Origin of the sequence: Nitrospira sp., from assembly GCA_015709715.1 — a bacterium.
GTDB lineage: Bacteria > Nitrospirota > Nitrospiria > Nitrospirales > Nitrospiraceae > Nitrospira_A.
The window spans coordinates 2,980,595-2,997,632 of the sequence record CP054184.1 but is presented as its reverse complement, the minus strand read 5'-3'; the positions used below and the strand labels follow the sequence as shown (position 1 = coordinate 2,997,632).

At 62.4% G+C, this 17,038-nt stretch carries 16 protein-coding genes; 10 read left to right on the top strand and 6 right to left on the bottom strand.

All coding sequences use genetic code 11. The features are described from left to right. Window positions 1-28: 28 nt before the first annotated feature. Window positions 29-2,428, top strand: a complete 2,400-nt coding sequence (locus HRU82_14600) for a response regulator (protein ID QOJ36094.1) — start codon at window positions 29-31, stop codon at window positions 2,426-2,428. Here the strand turns inward: HRU82_14600 and HRU82_14595 are convergent. Both HRU82_14595 and HRU82_14590 read right to left on the bottom strand, forming a co-directional pair. Further along, entirely contained in the window at window positions 2,391-3,854 is a 1,464-nt protein-coding gene (locus tag HRU82_14595; GenBank protein QOJ36093.1) for a sodium:solute symporter family protein, read from the bottom strand. The two genes, HRU82_14600 and HRU82_14595, sit on opposite strands and share 38 nt — an antisense overlap. A gap of 305 nt (window positions 3,855-4,159) precedes the next feature. Further along, window positions 4,160-4,558, bottom strand: a complete 399-nt coding sequence (locus HRU82_14590) for a hypothetical protein (GenBank protein QOJ36092.1) — start codon at window positions 4,556-4,558, stop codon at window positions 4,160-4,162. A 34-nt stretch (window positions 4,559-4,592) separates the two neighbouring features. Between HRU82_14590 and HRU82_14585 the strand changes: the two genes are divergently transcribed. The 4 genes from HRU82_14585 (at window position 4,593) to HRU82_14570 (ending at window position 7,916) form a co-directional block, all read left to right on the top strand. After that, entirely contained in the window at window positions 4,593-5,057 is a 465-nt protein-coding gene (locus HRU82_14585; GenBank protein ID QOJ36091.1) for a hypothetical protein, read from the top strand. A 33-nt stretch (window positions 5,058-5,090) separates the two neighbouring features. After that, window positions 5,091-6,038: a glutathione S-transferase family protein gene (locus tag HRU82_14580; GenBank protein ID QOJ37227.1), complete on the top strand. Its 948-nt coding sequence runs from the start codon at window positions 5,091-5,093 to the stop codon at window positions 6,036-6,038. A 98-nt stretch (window positions 6,039-6,136) separates the two neighbouring features. Further along, entirely contained in the window at window positions 6,137-6,808 is a 672-nt protein-coding gene (locus HRU82_14575) for an FKBP-type peptidyl-prolyl cis-trans isomerase (protein QOJ36090.1), read from the top strand. 139 nt (window positions 6,809-6,947) lie between these two features. After that, window positions 6,948-7,916 (top strand): response regulator, encoded by a 969-nt coding sequence (locus tag HRU82_14570; protein ID QOJ36089.1) that lies wholly within the window; start codon window positions 6,948-6,950, stop codon window positions 7,914-7,916. On the opposite strand, the gene HRU82_14565 is transcribed toward HRU82_14570, so the two are convergent. Beyond that, on the bottom strand, window positions 7,913-9,340 hold the full coding sequence (locus HRU82_14565) for a DUF4832 domain-containing protein (GenBank protein ID QOJ36088.1): 1,428 nt from the start codon (window positions 9,338-9,340) through the stop codon (window positions 7,913-7,915). The genes HRU82_14570 and HRU82_14565 overlap by 4 nt on opposite strands. A 78-nt stretch (window positions 9,341-9,418) precedes the next feature. Here HRU82_14565 and HRU82_14560 point away from each other — a divergent pair, with 78 nt between their 5' ends. Next, window positions 9,419-10,306: an SDR family oxidoreductase gene (locus tag HRU82_14560; GenBank protein ID QOJ36087.1), complete on the top strand. Its 888-nt coding sequence runs from the start codon at window positions 9,419-9,421 to the stop codon at window positions 10,304-10,306. A gap of 6 nt (window positions 10,307-10,312) precedes the next feature. Here HRU82_14560 and HRU82_14555 read toward each other — a convergent pair whose 3' ends face one another. Together HRU82_14555 and HRU82_14550 are read right to left on the bottom strand one after the other, a co-directional pair. Continuing rightward, window positions 10,313-11,098: a hypothetical protein gene (locus tag HRU82_14555; GenBank protein QOJ36086.1), complete on the bottom strand. Its 786-nt coding sequence runs from the start codon at window positions 11,096-11,098 to the stop codon at window positions 10,313-10,315. Between the two features lie 164 nt (window positions 11,099-11,262). Then, window positions 11,263-11,529 carry a hypothetical protein gene (locus tag HRU82_14550; protein QOJ36085.1) on the bottom strand — a complete coding sequence of 89 codons (267 nt, stop codon included), beginning with the start codon at window positions 11,527-11,529 and terminating at the stop codon, window positions 11,263-11,265. A gap of 277 nt (window positions 11,530-11,806) precedes the next feature. Here HRU82_14550 and HRU82_14545 point away from each other — a divergent pair, with 277 nt between their 5' ends. The 3 genes from HRU82_14545 (at window position 11,807) to HRU82_14535 (ending at window position 15,275) form a co-directional block, all read left to right on the top strand. Further along, window positions 11,807-12,925 carry a hypothetical protein gene (locus tag HRU82_14545; protein QOJ36084.1) on the top strand — a complete coding sequence of 373 codons (1,119 nt, stop codon included), beginning with the start codon at window positions 11,807-11,809 and terminating at the stop codon, window positions 12,923-12,925. 95 nt (window positions 12,926-13,020) lie between these two features. Then, window positions 13,021-14,181 (top strand): hypothetical protein, encoded by a 1,161-nt coding sequence (locus HRU82_14540; protein ID QOJ37226.1) that lies wholly within the window; start codon window positions 13,021-13,023, stop codon window positions 14,179-14,181. A gap of 71 nt (window positions 14,182-14,252) precedes the next feature. Then, entirely contained in the window at window positions 14,253-15,275 is a 1,023-nt protein-coding gene (locus HRU82_14535; protein QOJ36083.1) for a DUF481 domain-containing protein, read from the top strand. On the opposite strand, the gene HRU82_14530 is transcribed toward HRU82_14535, so the two are convergent. Then, the gene (locus tag HRU82_14530) at window positions 15,260-16,570 is read right to left on the bottom strand and encodes an NAD(P)/FAD-dependent oxidoreductase (protein ID QOJ36082.1); all 1,311 of its coding nucleotides are present in this window, start codon (window positions 16,568-16,570) and stop codon (window positions 15,260-15,262) included. The two genes, HRU82_14535 and HRU82_14530, sit on opposite strands and share 16 nt — an antisense overlap. Before the next feature lie 148 nt (window positions 16,571-16,718). On the opposite strand from HRU82_14530, the gene HRU82_14525 reads away from it, so the two are divergent. Beyond that, window positions 16,719-17,033: a BON domain-containing protein gene (locus HRU82_14525; GenBank protein QOJ36081.1), complete on the top strand. Its 315-nt coding sequence runs from the start codon at window positions 16,719-16,721 to the stop codon at window positions 17,031-17,033. Window positions 17,034-17,038: the final 5 nt, after the last annotated feature.

Below are 17,038 nucleotides of genomic sequence, written 5' to 3'. Positions count from 1 at the left end.
ATACCCGATCTCGACCGAGGCGTTCTCGATGGAAGACGCGACCCCCTTCGCCCCCAACGCGGAGTTTCATGACGCGCAGGTCGACGTCCTGTACCGGAACATGCCGGCCGGCATCTTGGCGAGTGCGGTCAATGCAAGCCTGCTCGCAGCCCTGTTGTGGCCGCTCGTTCCGCACCCTCTCCTGTTCCTGTGGTGTCTGACTCTCTGGATCATCGCCGGCGCGCGCGCCCTCTTGATCGTCGGCTACCGCCGAGGCCGCCCCGCCGCCTGGACCAGCGCCGACTGGCATCGCTGGATGCTCATCGGAACCACGGCAGCCGGCGTGGGCTGGGGCAGCAGCGCGTTCTTTCTTTCTCCTGCCGTTCCGCTCTCCTACGAATTGATCCAGGTCCTCGTGCTGGGCGGGATGACCGCCGGCGCCGCATCGGTCCTCTCCGTCTCCTTTCGGCTGTTCCTTTGTTACGCCATCGCAACCACCTTTCCAATCTTGGGGCATTTTTTTCTAAGCGGCGAGGAATTCCATACGTTGATGGGCCTCATGGGCACGCTGTTTGTGCTGGCCACGACACGTTCGGCCTGGAACTACAATCGAACGATTCTCTCGTCGATTCGGCTTCGGTTGGACAAGGCCGCCTTGGTCGAGTCCCTGACGATGCGAACCCAGGCCGTCGAACAACTTAACCGGGAGATCACCAAGGAGGTGGAGGAACGGCGGCTCATCGAGGAACAACTCAGAACGATTCAGCGAGACCTTGAGCGACGGATTGAAGAACGCACGGAGGCGCTCGCCCGAACCAATATCCGCTTGCAGGAGGAAGTGGAGGAGCATCGCCGAACGGAACGGGCTCGACTCTCCAGCGAACAACGGTTCAACTACCTGACCGACAATCTCAACCAGGGCGTGTGGTTCGCGCAGGTGCAACCCCCGCAAGTGCTGTACGTCAACCCGGCCTTTGAACGGATGTGGGGGCTGCCCGCCGACCGGTTCTACCAGAACCCCAAACTGTGGCGCGACTGCATTCATCCGGATGACCGACAGGCGATCACCCAGGCCTACGATGCCCAGATCGCCGATCCCGCCGGCCACGATATCCAGCGCCAATATCGTATCGTGCGGCCGGGCGGGCAAGTGCGCTGGATCCACGATCGAATGGTCATCCACCGCCGACCGGGCGGCGAGGCCGATCGGCTGAGCGGCATCACGGAAGACATCACCGAAGCCCGCGAACTCGAAGACCAACTCCGCCAGGCGCAGAAGATGGAAGCCGTCGGACGGCTGGCCGGCGGCGTCGCCCACGATTTCAACAACGTCATGACCGTGATCCTGGGCTACAGCGCCGTCCTGCTCCAGGAACTGAGCCAACATTCGTCGGCCCGGCGCTTCGTCGAAGAGATTCGCAACGCCGGCGAGCGGTGCGCAGCCCTCACGGGACAGCTGCTGGCCTTCAGCCGCAAACAAATGCTCCACCCCGTCTCACTGGATCTGCATCAGGTCATCCGGGACCTGATGGCGCTGCTGAAAAGCCTGATCGGCGAGCACATCACGATCGTCCTGCAACTGGACCCTGCGCCGCGCTGGGTCACGGTCGATGCCGTCCAGTTGGAACAGGTGCTCCTGAATCTGGCCGTCAATGCCCGAGACGCGATGCCGCACGGCGGCACCTTGACGATCGAAACCGACCAGGCGCTTCCTCACCAGGTCTGGGGTCCCGAACTCCCGCCACGCAGCGCGTCCACCTATGTGCGGCTCCGCCTGCACGATACCGGCACCGGGATCGATCCCGCCACCAAGGGAAAAATCTTCGAACCCTTTTTCACCACGAAACCCCAAGGCCGCGGCACCGGCTTGGGCCTCTCGACTGTCTACGGTATCGTGCATCAGAGCGGAGGGACGATCACCGTCGACAGCACGGTCGGAGAAGGGACCACCATGACGGTCTTCCTGCCGGAAACCGCCCCTACGCAGAATGCCCTCTCCGACAGCGCCCCTCCGACGGACGATCGACCGGGCACAGAGGTCATCCTTCTGGTGGAGGACGAACCGTCGGTGCGCCTGCTCACGCAACACATCCTCCGCACGCACGGCTATACGGTGTACGAAGCCCAGAACGGCTTCGAAGCCCTGGATCTGATTCGGCGCGGCGCGCTCCATGTCGACCTCCTGCTGACCGACCTGGTGATGCCGGGAATGAACGGAAAAGACTTGGCCATGCGGCTACGGCGCCACTTTGCCGGGTTGCGCGTCCTCTACATCTCCGGCTATAGCGATCAGCCGGCCGTGACGGCGGACAAGGCATCGGGGCAGACGCGGTTTCTGCAGAAGCCGTTTTCGCCGGAAGACTTGATTCGGAAGGTACGCCACATCCTCCAAACCGCCGCCGAGGCCGAGGTCACTCCACCGGCGTCCCCAGAGAGGGCCGGGCGCTAGCCCGCGCCACCTCACTCGACGAGAAGATCCACTGCGGGAGCAATGACCCGACCACCATGCCGCCCATGGCCGCCAGGAACCCGACCAATTGCGGCGGCCACATCGGATTCGGCGCCGCGCCGCTCTCCAAGGCCACCCACGTGCCCAGCCCGGCGGCCATGCCCAACAATGCGCCCTGCGTCGTGGCCTTCTCCCAATACAACCCTGCCACCAACGGCACGAACGCCGCCACCAACGTCACCTTGTAGGCGCTCTCGACCATTTTGAAAATGCTGCTCTCAGACTGGAGCGCGAAGAGCAACACCGCCGATGTGAATCCGACCAACACGCTACGCATGACCAGCAGCAGGCCACGGTCGCTGAGCGTCGGGAGGAAGCCTTTGACGATGTTCTCGCTGAAGGCCACCGACGGGGCCAGCAAGGTGGCGGAGGAACAGCTCATGATGGCGGAGAGAAGGGCGCCGAAAAAGATGATCTGCGCCGCCAGCGGCGTATGCTGCAGGATGAGGGACGGGAGGACCAATTGAGAATCTTGCTCCAAGAGCGCGGCCGCCTGAGCCGGATCGATCAACGTGGCGGAATAGGCCAGAAACATCGGCACGAACGCAAAGAAGAAATACAACGTCCCGCCCAAGACCGACCCTCGCACGGCGGTCCGTTCGTCTCGCGCCGAAGTAATCCGCTGGAACACGTCCTGCTGAGGAATCGAGCCGAACATCATCGTCATCCAGGCGCCGAGAAAGGGAACCCAGGCTTCGAAGCGAGCCGGAGGGAAAAAATCCAACTTGCCGGTGGCCGACGCATGGGCCACCACCGCCTCCACGCCCCCCACGAGCCCGCTCACCACCGAGCCGATGTAGAGCATGCCGCCCATGATGATGGTGATCTGGACAAAATCCAGAATCGCCACCGAAAACATGCCGCCGAACGTCGTGTAGGTCAGCACGATGGCGGCACCCAAGACCATACCGGCCGGTTGGCTCATCGCCCCGTCCGTCACCACGTGAAACACCAGCCCCAGCGCCTTGATTTGAGCGGAGACCCATCCCAGGTAGGACCCGACGATGCAGAGGGTGCAAAGCACCTCCACACCGCGATTGTAGCGCAGCCGGTAATAATCCCCGATGGTGAGCAGGTTCAACCGATACAGACGACGGGCGAACAAGAGCCCGGCCAGGATCAAACAGAGGCTGGACCCGAAGGGGTCCGCCACGACCGCCCCCAGCCCGTCCTTCACGAAGGTCGCCGAGATTCCCAGAACGGTTTCGGCGCCGAACCACGTTGCAAAGACGGTGGCCGTGACGACCGGCAGGGGCAAGCGACGACCGGCCACGGCGAAATCACCCGCACTGTGGACGCGGGTCGCCGCATAGAGCCCGATCCCGACGGAGAGGGCGAGATAGAGAATCACAAACCAGAGGAGCATGCGACCATCGGCAGAAGGGTCAGGATCAGGACCGGTGAGCTGCGGTGGAATTGTACCGGGAGTACCGCAGACGCGCAATGGCGCGCGCTTCTTCCTGCCTGCTCCGGCAGCAACCTAGACCACCCAACGGTGCCGACGCGCAGGGAAGACCGATCGAGAACAGGCAATTCGTTGACATCGCCTCAGACTGTGATACGAGTGGGGCATGCGATTTTCACTCTACTTCGCCTGGGTCGTGGTGATCATCTCGCTCGGCATCTTTACGACGCTGGCTTCCTTTCCGGACCTCGTGAAGGGTGAGCGGTTCAGGACAACGGAATGCGATCCTTGTTCGCCGCCGGCCACTGTTCGAATGTCAACAACCCAGGATGCAGGGCACGCGCCACCGCCGGGTCGCGAGCGCCGCAGAACGCCGCATTGAAGTCGTGTTTGAATTGAAACATGTTGCCGATATCGTCGCCGCCGGGAAACCCGAATGTCCGGTACACCTCCGGTGAAACCGCCTGATACCGAACCGGCTGACCGAGCACCTGGGTGAGGGCCGCGGCCATCTGTGCGCCGGAGAGGTGCTCTCCCGCAATTCCCAGGGTCTTGCCGACAAACACGGTACCATCCGGTCCCTGCCTCGGTCCCATGCCGAAATGAATGCCGGCGTTTCGCCAACAGCCGTGGCCCGGCCAACTGGTCTTGGCCGCAATCCACATGATAAATTAAAAAGAACCCTGCAGGGAGGGATGTATGGCCCGACTAATGGCATTCCTGATCGTCGGCATCGGCAGCCTCTTGTGCATCCCCTTGGTCCGGGCCGCGGAATCTTCAGGACCGTGGGAATGTTCCGGCTATTCGGGCGACGCTCATACGCGTTGCCTGCAGGCCTTCATCGAAATCCAGCGCGACAAAATCTCCAAACTGGAAGCAGAGGTCCACGCGCAGCAGGGAGCCGTGGGGCAACTCAAGGACCAGGTCGAGCGCCAAAACGCGATGACGGCGGATCTCCAGCGTCAAATGAACGAACGGCCGGCCGTGGCCGCACCTGTAACTCCTTATTACGCCTATCCTCCTCTGTACAGCTACCCGCCCGTCGGCTTTGGGCTCTACCTGGGGCGCCCGTGGCTCTATGGCTCGCTGTCCTTCGGCAGACCCTATGCCTGGGGGCCGCGTTATTACCGGCCCTATTATGGACGATGGCATCGGCGCTGGTAGGTGCCTGCGCCATCCTGTGATGGAAGGAATCGGCTGACGGTGGCAGAGGCACAATTTCCCCAAGAACAGACCGCCGCGGGCGAATTTCAACGCCAGCCGGATGCCTTCACCGGTTGGGTGACGGCCGACGGAAGGTCCGGGTTTCCGGCGGCTGCAGGACGATACCATCTGTACGTCTCTCTCGCCTGTCCCTGGGCCCACCGCACCATCATCGTCAGGGCCCTCAAGCGATTAGCGCCGACCATCGGCATGACCGTGGTCGATCCGATTCGGGACGAGCGAGGCTGGGCGTTCCGCCAAGGTCCAGGGCATACGCTCGATCCCATCAACGGGTTTCACTATCTCAGCGAAGCCTATGCGGCGACCGATTCGACCTATTGGGGCCGAATCACGGTTCCGGTGTTGTGGGATCGAGTCACCCGACGGATCGTCACGAACTCCGACGACGACCTCATGCGCATGTTCAACAGCGAGTTCAACGCCTTCACGACGAGCCCCCTCGACCTCTATCCCCTGTCGCTACGCCCACAGATCGACGAGTTGAACGCCTTTATCTATGAACATGTCAACAACGGTGTCTATCGCGCCGGGTTCGCCACGACGCAAGCCGCCTACGAACGGGCGGCCCATCGGCTGTTTGAGACACTTGACCGATTGGACGATCGCCTGCGCGACCGGCGCTATCTCTTCGGATCTCAGTTCGTTGAAACCGATTGGCGCCTCTTCGTCACGCTGCTTCGCTTCGATGCCGTCTACCATGGACATTTCAAGTGCAACCTGCGCCGCATCGTCGACTACCCGCACTTGTCCGGGTACCTCAGGGACCTCTATCAAACCGACGGTATCGCCGACACGGTCGATTTCGACCATATCAAGCGGCACTACTACATCACACACGACGACATCAACCCGACGCGCATCGTCCCGATCGGCCCTGCGTTGGACCTCCACCGCCCGCATGGGCGGGCCGCACTCTCCTAACGCCTCGACATCCGCCCTCACCACGAATTTGCTTGAGCCTCGGGGGGTCCCTGGCATATGGTGGGCGCAGCCGTGCTTTTCAGCAGAAAGGATGATCCATGCGTGTTGTGAGCGTTGTCGTGTCTGCAGCGGTACTTCTCGCCTCCTCCCTCGCGTCGGCCGCCGATCCCGCCAATGATGAACAGAAGACCCTCTATGCCTTGGGCCTGGCCATCAGCCAATCCCTCGGGCCCTTCACGTTGAACGAGAACGAACTCGAATTTGTGAAGGCCGGGCTGGCGGACGGTGTCCTGAAACACACGCAGAAGGTCGATCTGCAAACGTTCGGTCCCAAGATCCAAGAATTACAGCAGCGGCGCGCCTCGGCCTTGGCGGAGGTGGAAAAGAAAGCCGGCGCTTCGTTCCTGGCCAAAGCCTCGGCGGAACCGGGCGCGAAGAAAACGGAGTCAGGGGCGATCATCACCACCATCAAGGAAGGCAAGGGCGCCGCGCCGAAGGCGACCGATACCGTCAAGGTCCACTACCATGGGACGCTCATCGACGGCACGGTCTTCGATAGCTCGGTCAAACGCGGAGAGCCGGCCACCTTCCCGCTCAACCAAGTCATCAAGTGTTGGACGGAAGCCGTGCAGTTGATCAAGGTCGGCGGCAAGAGCCGGCTGGTCTGCCCCTCGGCCATCGCCTACGGCGACCGAGGGTCACCTCCCGTGATCAAGCCCGGCGCCACGTTGATCTTCGAAGTGGAACTCCTGGACATCGTGAAACAATAGCCCCCTGCTCGGCCCCATCGGACACTTCAAGCCCATGGGGCCGATGCCTTCGCTTGTCCTTCTCCCCTAAAGTGTTTTCCCCGGCATTCCGATAGGACGGATACCCTGCCATCCACTCGTCAACCTCAGGGCCTGAATCATGACGATCTACAAACACCATGTGCTTCTCGTCGACGATTCTCCGTTGAATCTCACGATCCTGAAGGAATTTTTACGCCATACCGACTACTCGGCCGTAACCGCCACGAGCGGGGCCCAGGCGTGGGATATCCTCAAGGACGATCCGGACCGTTTCGATGCGGTCCTGCTCGATCGCGTGATGCCGGACATCGACGGCATGGAGGTGCTCCGCCGCATGAAGCAACATGCGCCCCTGAGCCAGATTCCGGTCATCATGCAGACGGCAGCCATCTCGTCGCAGCAGATGTTGGAGGGACTGCAAGCCGGCGCCTATTACTACCTGACCAAGCCGTTCGAGGAAGCCACGCTGCTGGCCATCGTCAATGCCGCCGTACGCGATCATGACAACTACCGGGAGGTTCGCCGAGAGCTGCACCGCGCAACCTCCAGCATGACCCTGCTGGATTCCGCCACCTACCGCTTCAGATCTCCGGAGGAAGCCAAGTCCCTCGCCATGCTGCTGGCTCACGCCTACCCCGACCCACAGAAGATCGTGACCGGCATTCTCGAGCTCACCCTCAATGCCGTCGAGCACGGCAATCTCAGCATCGGCTACAAGGAGAAGACGCGCCTGATCGAGGAAGGGCTGCTGGAGGAGGAAATCGACCGGCGTTTGGCCGATCCCGTCTATGGTTCCCGGCATGGCATCGCCCACTTCGCCCGTCAAGCGGGCCGATTGTGCCTGCAAGTGACCGACGAAGGAGCGGGATTCGATTGGCGGAAATATTTGGACTTTGATCCGGACCGCGCCTATGACACCCATGGCCGCGGCATCGCCATGGCCAACAAGCTGAGTTTCGACCACATCGAGTACCGGGGGAAGGGCAACCGCGTGCATGCCGTCTCCTACCTGCAGGGCGCTACACCCGCCGCCTCCATACAGACCGACATTCTTGATTCGTTGCCTCAGCCCAAATTCGGCACCTAGCGCGGGCGACCGTACGCTCCCCGCACCTCGGAGCCGATGGTCACCTGAGACACCGGATACCATCGATCGTCCCGTTTCCCCTCAATCGCCAAGTCTACATAGGCCAAGCGTCCATCCTCGGACAGAATCGCCACATCCAGGCTATACAAGCCTGGTGACACCGTCCCCGGAACCTGCATCGTGTCGGTGACGACATGAGAGCCGGGCAGCCATTGCTTCAGATCAGCGTGACTGCGCCATTGCGCGACGACCAGATCCGAACTCGACCGCAGCCGATAGGCCAGCGGCCAGGGATGATAGATCGGTGCCACACCGAGATTCTCCCAGCGCGACCGCAACAAGAGCGGCATTCCAGGGTGTCCTTCCGACTGATGGGTCAACTCGCGCAACACGAACCGATAGCCGATCTTCTTCAGGAACTCGTCGAATCGCGCGCGCCACGCCGGGGGAATCGGCTTCGATTTCGCATTCAACACCGACAGGTGCCAATCAAGCCCCTTCTGCAGAATACGCTCCAAGTCAAACCCCCGCTCGTACCATTCCTGCACGTAGCCGCAGACTTCCAGCTGAACCGGTCCGCGCTTCCAGGCCTCACCTATAATGGGATTGCGAACGACGGGCTCATAGCCATGTTCCATATGGTTCCACGTCGGACTAAAATAATTGAAGTCTCCATAACAATCACCACGCCAGCCGGCGCCACGAGCTGTCGCATATTCCAACTGGCCGCCATGGAGCATCACGAGTGGCGTACCGGAAAAATATTTGAGATACCAATCCGTAATGGCAATCTGGTTGGTCTCGGTCGGAAAATACTGCTTGCACTGCGCCTCGACGCCTTCGCAACAGGCCGTGTTCCACTCGCCCCAACACCCGACTGACCCGATGTCCACGTGATCGATATCCACCGACCCGCCGTACCGTTCGCCGAACGCCCGGATGAGCCGCTCGTGGTATTCGAGAAAGAGCGGGTTGTTGTGGTCCGGGAAGATTCCGTCCGACTCCTTCACGCTGGCCACGCCCTTGTCGAGCAACCATTTGGGACTGCCGGTCTTGTATTCGGAGACGATGCGGATGGCGAGGGTCTCGCCCTTCGCCTTAGCCTGAGCGATCACGCGGTCGACCAACGCAAAGTTGTATTGGCCCTCCGCCGGTTCCAGTTCCGCCCAGGGCCAGCGGAAATAGGCCACGGTGGCTCGCGGGTACTCCTCCACCGTCGGTGGATGGCCGAATCCGAAATGAAAGTCGGCGACGCCCATGCCTGGATTGTAGAGCACGTCGTCGATCTCCCGCGGGTAGACCGTCACCAACTCCTGGGCAGGCTGCGCGGCGGTCTCCAACAATGCCCCCCGGCCCTCCACGCATCCGCTCAGCACAAGACCCAGGAAGGCGAGGGCCCTCCATGAATTACCCGTTCTAGACATTCTGTCTCCTTTCGCCTGTAGGGTCGCACCGTAAAGTATGGTAGGGTACGCCGCTGGCCATCCAGGACATTCACTGTTGTGAAGTGGAACCTCTTTTCTCGCCGCTCTCGATCGGACGCCGTCGTCATCACGGGCGCGTCCACCGGCATCGGCGCCGCCTGTGCCCTTCGCCTGGACAACTTGGGGTATCGCGTCTTTGCCGGGGTCCGGAATCTTGCCGACGGCGACAGCCTGCAACGCAAGGCCGGTCCACGGCTCATGCCGATCCGGCTCGATGTCACCGATCCCGCCTCTCTCGCCGCAGCCCACCACACCGTCACCGCCATGGTGGGCGACCGCGGCTTGTCGGGCCTGATCAACAACGCGGGGATCGGCGTGGCCGGTCCGATCGAGGCCTTACCGTTGGCCGATTGGCGCCGGCAGTTCGAGGTCAACGTCTTCGGTCTCGTGGCGGTCACCCAAACCTTTTTGCCGCTCCTCCGTCAGGGACGCGGGCGCATCATCAACATGGGGTCCATCGCCGGCCGAACCTCCATGCCGTTCATGGCACCGTACGCCGCCTCGAAACATGCGCTGGAAGCCATCACGGATGCGTTGCGGATCGAGGTACAGCCCTGGGGCATTCACGTCTCGCTCGTTGCACCCGGCGCCATCGCCACTCCCATTTGGGCTAAGACCAGACGACAGGTCGATCGGTGGGACGCCTCCTGGAGCCCCGAGCTCAAGTCGCTCTACCAAGAAGGGTTTACCCGCGTAAAGGAAGCCGCAACCGCCGCCGGCGAACAGGCTCAGCCGGCCGACGTCGTGACCCAGGCGGTCGCGCATGCATTGCGCGCACGTCGGCCCAAAACCCGTTACCTCATCGGCTCCGATGCCGCCCTGCGCGCCCTGCTCACCCGGCTGCTTCCCGATCGGATGAACGACTGGCTGATCACGACCATCGTCAGGCTCCCGCGCCGCCGCTGAACCAGATCACCGGACAGGCACCTTCGCCATGTCGATGACCTGCCCCTGGGCATCCAGGTACACCGACACCACCTCATTGGGATTCAGCTGTTCGAGAGCCGGTTGAAGCAATGGCCGTACGGGAAAGGATTGAATATGGTCGGTCTTCATGCGCAACCGCACCCGACCGTCGCCGATGGTCACAAAGGCTCCCTCGACGTGGCGTTGCGGCGCGTCCGGCGACGAACCGACCGCCCGCTCCCGCGGTTTGCCCAGAGACAAGACATCCACGAGCAAGATCGCCCGATCGATGGCAAAATCGGCCGTCTCACCGACCTCCAGCGCCGCGAGTTTCTCCATCGCAACCTGTCGGGCATAGAAGGCCACGTCCCGACCCGAATCCAGACGAATCGTGACCCGTTCCTTGAGCGGATTGAACGGATTTCCCAGCGAGCCGAGAAAGATCTTCGTCGGCGGCGTATCGGCGGGGCGTTGATAGGCCACAACCTCATCGCGATCGTTGACCATGATCTCCACCAATCCACCCGCTTGCAGACCTCGGGCTTCATCGCCGCCGGCCTCAAGCGAAAGCTCTCGGGGAGACCGCTCCCCGGTGTCCACCTCCACGCGATCTCCGGTGATGCGCGAAATGGTCCCCCTGATCAACCTGGCGCTCGGCAACACCCCTGGAACGGGCTTCAGTTCCTCGATGCTGAGACCCGACATGAGCTTGACCGAACTGCCGCACCCGGATAGGACACTCACCACCATCAGGCCGGCCAAGACTCGGCCCAGGCCTCGCATCGTTTGCATGCCACCCGCCTCCTTGTGCCTGCGATGATAAAACAAACGCCCTGCGTGAGGCGAGACAGGAACACCCGCCATTGCCCTCCTCCAGTTCACACACGCTCATCGGCTCCGTTATCGGAGTCGGCCTTACCAATCAGCTCATGGCAGTGGGGGGTGCGACAGAACGCTCAGGAAGGGCAAAGCGTTTTGAGCAACCGCTCCGCTTCAGGCAGAAAGATGCGCTTCCAGGCATACGAATAATGCGGCTGTTCGACGTGGAGCACCGCCTCATAGGCCAGGCGCTTCTTCGTCTCACCCTCGAAGAGGTCATCGGCGAGGTCCACGTAGATCTCGGCGGCTCGCCGGAGAGCCTCTGCCTGTTCCCCCTGAACCGCCAACCGGAAGAGGAGCGTCGCAAGGTCACGCTCGAGAGAGCGCGGGTAATCGGAAGGCACGCCGTCTTGGTACGCCGACAAGGCAACACCGTTCGGGAGACAGGCAAGGCCGGCAGTGGTCTTACGCGAGTGGCTCGGTTCGCACAATCCCCCGATGCGCTGCTCGACATTCTTTGAACAAGGCTGAACTGAACCGTAACAGGCGGAAACTACCCTGTCCGCACGACCTGCCCCCGACGGTCGTCGTGCTCCAGGCCGAGGCCGACCGCTGATCGGCCCCTTGCAGTCCCGGCGGGAAACGCATATTCATACCCCATCCTCCACAGACGAGATAGCGATGCCTGTTCTCGACCAGACTCCGCTCTCCATCGAACAGGGCACCTGTTACGCCCTGTTCGCCTATGACATCGGCCTCACCATCGATTTGAACGACGCGGAACAGCGGGTCACGGCCATCAAGGAACGCGGACGCATTCGGCACAAGGCGCGGGCGCCGCATTATTTCGACTATCGGCCCGCCCCGCTGCGACTGACACAAGAGACCGCCCCGCTGGTGTTCGGCACCTATCAATCCAGTGCGGCCGTGGAAGTCGTGCTCTACGACTTCGGCGCGGCCACCGTCATCTACCGGATTCCCCTCGTAGGCCCGTTCTCCGACTTGCTCGGGCTCAGCGAGTCGCTGTATGAAAATGAGCGGCTCCTGGCGGAATCGCGGCACCGCCTGGATCAGTTGGTCCGCGATATCCAGCCGGCCATCGAGCGGCCTGCCATCTCCGACGAGGTCGAAGACTACCTGATCTTTTCGATCGAACGGTGGACGCCTGCCGACACTCCTGCGATGGGAACCCCCTTGGATGTCCGGTTCGCCCATGTCCTGCGGAGCGAACGCCAGCCGCTCTCCGACCAGGAGGTCCACGAGGCGACGGCCTGCCATATCGCCTTCAGCCGCGACGATCTGGCCCTCATCGACTGGAACGCCGCGATCGTGTTCGGAGCGGAGATGGACGACGTCCGCGCCGTGCTCGAGTTCGTCAACGTGGAACTGCTGGAAATGCGCATGCTGGACGAGCAGCTGGACCGCGCCCTCGACCAGGGGTATGACGCGCTCACACACCGGCCGAATCGAAGGCTGTGGCTGCCGGGCTCGCACGAAGCCGCCGTGACGCACATCGCACAGCTGCAGGTCGACAGCGCCGTGCTCTTCGAGCGCGTGGCCAACACCCTTAAGCTGCTCGGGGACCAATACCTCGCCCGTGTCTATCGTTTGACATCACAGCGGTTTCACCTGGAGGCCTGGGATGCCGGCATCCTCAGGAAGCTGCAAACGCTGGACAGCATCTACGGGAAAATGGCCGATCGCGGCACGACCCGACGGATGGAAGTACTCGAATGGATCATCATCGTGCTGATCGCGATATCCATCGTCGTCTCATTCCTGCCCATGGCCGGTCATTGAGTGGATCTTTCGGCTCTAGGCAGAAACGGGCGACTGTGCTAGAAGCCTGGACGCCGATGATGCACCACCTCGCCAAGACGGCTGCGGGTCGACTCATGGCCCTGCTCATGGTCCTAAGCCCGGCCGGCTGCCTGTCGCCGCCGACCTTGAATCGGGCCGTCCTCGCCTACGACGAGGCGATCACCGACGCGATCTCCAAACAGCTCCTGATCAACATCGCGCGAGCCCATCACCACGAACCGGTCCACTTCACCGGCGTGGCCAACGTGGCCGCGACGTTCGATTTCCGGGTGAGCGCCGGCGCAACTCCCACGCTCACCGGCGAACATGGCCGGACGCTGGTGCCGCTCTTCGGCGGCTCGGTCGCCGAAAACCCCACGATCAGCATCGCCCCCATCGAAGGAGAAGAGTTCACCAAGCGGCTCCTGACCCCCTTTCAGGAGAGCAAGCTTACGTTGTTGCTGCGGCAGGGCGTCGACATTGATCTGTTGTTGCGGCTCATGGCGAAGGAACTACGCCTGAAGGACCATGGCCAGGAGATCGCCTATCGGAACAGCCCGTCCGACAAAACCGGGTACGACATGTTCCGCAAGGTGGTGCTGCATCTGTCGGCCATTCAGGACGCCAACCGCCTCTATGCGGAAGCCATGACGTTCGAGCGCACCTGGACGATTCCCGCCGAATCCGTCACGGCGGAAGGCTTCGCCGCCTTGGAGCAACAATACTTGATCACCTACCATCCCGAACAGCGTGCCTATACGCTCCGCAAACCGGTGTCCGGTCGCATTCTCATCACCAACTATGATCCCGCCGCCCTTCCGCCAAAGGACCGAATTCGATTGCACGAAGCCGCCGACCAGCGGTCCGCGAACGACGTCTCCTTCGATATCCGCCCCGGCTATGTCGGCGGAGAATGGCCGATGAGCGGCGACTTCCGCTTGCGCAGCTTCAACGCCATGCTGAATTTTCTGGGGCGTTCCGTGGATGAAGAGCGCGAATATGCGGTCGAACAGGACGCTCGCACGCCGCCCGTGGCGGAGAATCCTGTCCACACGATGGAGCTGCTGGTCGCGGATCGTGCACCCGACGCGTCGGACCTCTCCATCCGTTCCCATGGCCGGTACTATGCCGTCAACGGCGAAGGGCCGCTGGGCCGCTGGAATCGTGAAGCCTTCAAGCTGCTGACCCAGCTGTTTCAGATGACGGTAACCGACGTCCCGCGCAGCGGCGTCCCCGGCATCACGATCGCGAAATAGCCGAGCGACGGATTTTTTCGGCTCGTCCGCTTGCAACTCCCGCAGGCCCTCCAGTAGGTTGGTTGATTTCCATGCTCCGTCACGCTTGTCATCGCCTCCTGCTCCGGCAGGGCGCGCTGTTGTGCTTCAGTTTGTGGGCCGGCCTCGCATGGGCCGACGAAGTCCTGTTGCTGAACGGCGACCGCCTGACCGGCACCATCGTGAAGATGGAGGAGCGCATCCTGACCTTGCAGACGGATTATGGCGGCGAGATCAAGATCGATTGGCGCAAAGTCCAACGAGTGAGCTCGAACAGTCCCATGAAGATCTTCGTCCCCGAACAGTCCCGAGACGCCCTCACAGACTTCTTCTTCGGCGCGCAGGGACTGCGCGAAGTGACGGAGCTGCACGCCGAAAGCGCCATCCCTCTCGAGGAGGTGACGGCGATCAATCTGGAGCCGATTCGACTGACCGGCACGGTCTCGGTAGGCGGGAACAGCACCTCCGGGAACAGCAGCACCAAGGCCATCAACAGCGCGGCTCGATTGACGTTGCATGCCTACCGCCAGCGGCTGCTGATCGAGGGCAAATATAACTACGGTCAGGCAGGCGAGCAGGTGACGGCCCGAAACTCCCTGGCCAGCCTCAAACACAATTACTTCGTGAGTAAACAGATCTTCGTCGAAACCTTCGGCATGCTGGAAAAGGACACGCTGCAGAACTTGCAATTGCGCTCCACCATCGGAAGCGGCTTGGGCTATCAATTCTATGAAAGCGCCCGCACGACCCTCTCCCTCTCGGTAGGCTTGGCCCATGTGAGCGAACACTATACGAACAGCCCCAATACCCGGACGCCTTCCGGCCGCTGGGGATTGCGATTCGAACATGCGCTGTGGCCCGCTCGCGTGAAGGTCTTCCATCGCCACGAAGGGTTCTATGATGTGAACGCAGGCAACGCGTTCCGTTTCAACGCCGACCAAGGCTTGCGCATCACGGTGTATAAGAACCTCTTCTTCAACGTCGAATACGATCTCCGATTGAACACCCAACCGGCGCCGGGGCGGAAGAGCATCGATGAAGCGGTGATTTTCGGGGTGGGCTACGAATTCAACTGACGGCCGGACGCAGCTCCGGCGAGAGGACTCGCCGCCACGGCACGGCCGGCCACCAGGCCGGTCGCCCAGGCCCACTGGAAGTTGAACCCGCCGATGCGGCCGTCACAATCCAGTAGCTCGCCGACCAGGTACAGGCCCGGAACCAACTTGGATTCCATGGTGCGGAAGTCGACCTCTTCCAGCGGCACGCCCCCGGCCGTCACCTCGGCGAAGTTCCAACCACGGTCACGCAGCACCGGGAAACGGAACCGGGTGAGGGCCGTCAACAAGGGCTCCCTGAACCGGCGCGCCGTCTGTGCACCGGCCAGCTGCGGATCACAACCCACGACGCGGCACAGCGTGTCGGCGAATCGTTCGGGCACCAGGCCCGCCAACAGCGGACCCAAGGATCGGCGCGGATGCGCGGCGGTCTGATCAAGAAACCAGCCGCGTGCCTGCTCCAAAGTCCATCCCGGCAAGAAGTTGCCGTACAGCTCGGCTTGCTCTCCCCGTTCGCGCGCCAGCGTCCAAAACCGGCTGGCGTCCATCACCACGGGACCGCTGATTCCAAAATGCGTCCAAAGCAGACTGCCGGTCCGCTGATCAACGGACTTCCCCTGCACGAGCGCTTGCAACTCCACCTGTTGCGACAGCCCGGAGAGCGAGGCGTGAAAGCAGGTAGCATCCAACACCAGGGCCACCAGCGCAGGCACGGTCGGTGTCACTCGATGGCCCAATCGGCGGGCCAGGCCGTACCCTGATCCGTCACTGCCCGAGCGCGGCAAGGACCGTCCGCCTGTCGCCAGGATCACGGACCGGGCCAGCGTCACCCCCTGCTGGTGCCGAATGAGGAAACGGGCCGGCGATCGGCCTCCCGAGGCGCCCTGGTTGTCCAGTCGGACGATCTCGCCGACGCAATGGCTGAGGCGCACGCGCACCCCTAACTCCCGACAGCGTCCGGTAAGCGCCTCCAACACGGTCCGCGCCCGGTCGGTTACCGGAAACAGTTTCCCTGTGTCTTCCCGCTTGAGGTCCACGCCGAGGGACGCAAACCACTCGACCGTCCGTTGCACCGGAAAGGCGGCCAGCACGTTGCGGATGAGATGGCGCGTTCCAACGTAGTCCTCGGGGGTCACGACATCGTGAGTCACGTTGCATCGTCCGCCGCCGGAGACCAGAATCTTCGCGCCGATCGTCTTCGCGCCGTCCAGCAGATCGACCGTCAGGTGCCGCCCCTGCTCCGCACAGAAAATGGCTGCAGCCAAGCCTGCTGCGCCGGCTCCGACCACACAGACATCGACCGCTGTTTCCGCCATCTCTCTCCGATGCTCGTCCCGACCGGCCGCCGCATGATGCCCCGGTTCCGGCGAGCCACGCAATCAGAAACCTCGGGCGTGGAAATCAGGCGCCCCGCTATGCCAAGATCGCCGGGCCCTCGCACCATGGCAATGGGAGCAAGCACCCATGCTTCGACCGCACAGATGGCTCCTCCTGTTCCTGCTGAGTACGTCGGTCGGATGCCTCCTGCCTGCGCCGACCACGTTGCCGGACAGTCCTCAGGACGGCGAGATTTCCTCCCGGGTCGAAGGGCGCTTGGCAGCGGATGAGCAAGGCGGGTTGTCCGATATTCTGGTGACGACGGAGCATGGAACGGTCACCTTGACGGGAACGGTGCAGCGGGCGGAGCGCAAGGCCAAGGCAGCAGAATTGGCCAGACAGGTGCCGGGCGTGCGGCGGGTCAAGAACGATCTGGAGATTCGCGCCACGTCCGCCCCGTAAGCGGC

Excerpts from the sequence above, each read along its gene's own strand:
- HRU82_14600 (QOJ36094.1), top strand. The coding sequence starts at position 29 with ATGGAAGACGCGACCCCCTTCGCCCCCAACGCGGAGTTTCATGACGCG.
- HRU82_14595 (QOJ36093.1), bottom strand. The coding sequence starts at position 3,854 with ATGCTCCTCTGGTTTGTGATTCTCTATCTCGCCCTCTCCGTCGGGATC.
- HRU82_14590 (QOJ36092.1), bottom strand. The coding sequence starts at position 4,558 with ATGTGGATTGCGGCCAAGACCAGTTGGCCGGGCCACGGCTGTTGGCGA.
- HRU82_14585 (QOJ36091.1), top strand. The coding sequence starts at position 4,593 with ATGGCCCGACTAATGGCATTCCTGATCGTCGGCATCGGCAGCCTCTTG.
- HRU82_14575 (QOJ36090.1), top strand. The coding sequence starts at position 6,137 with ATGCGTGTTGTGAGCGTTGTCGTGTCTGCAGCGGTACTTCTCGCCTCC.
- HRU82_14570 (QOJ36089.1), top strand. The coding sequence starts at position 6,948 with ATGACGATCTACAAACACCATGTGCTTCTCGTCGACGATTCTCCGTTG.
- HRU82_14565 (QOJ36088.1), bottom strand. The coding sequence starts at position 9,340 with ATGTCTAGAACGGGTAATTCATGGAGGGCCCTCGCCTTCCTGGGTCTT.
- HRU82_14555 (QOJ36086.1), bottom strand. The coding sequence starts at position 11,098 with ATGCAAACGATGCGAGGCCTGGGCCGAGTCTTGGCCGGCCTGATGGTG.
- HRU82_14545 (QOJ36084.1), top strand. The coding sequence starts at position 11,807 with ATGCCTGTTCTCGACCAGACTCCGCTCTCCATCGAACAGGGCACCTGT.
- HRU82_14540 (QOJ37226.1), top strand. The coding sequence starts at position 13,021 with ATGGCCCTGCTCATGGTCCTAAGCCCGGCCGGCTGCCTGTCGCCGCCG.
- HRU82_14535 (QOJ36083.1), top strand. The coding sequence starts at position 14,253 with ATGCTCCGTCACGCTTGTCATCGCCTCCTGCTCCGGCAGGGCGCGCTG.
- HRU82_14530 (QOJ36082.1), bottom strand. The coding sequence starts at position 16,570 with ATGGCGGAAACAGCGGTCGATGTCTGTGTGGTCGGAGCCGGCGCAGCA.
- HRU82_14525 (QOJ36081.1), top strand. The coding sequence starts at position 16,719 with ATGCTTCGACCGCACAGATGGCTCCTCCTGTTCCTGCTGAGTACGTCG.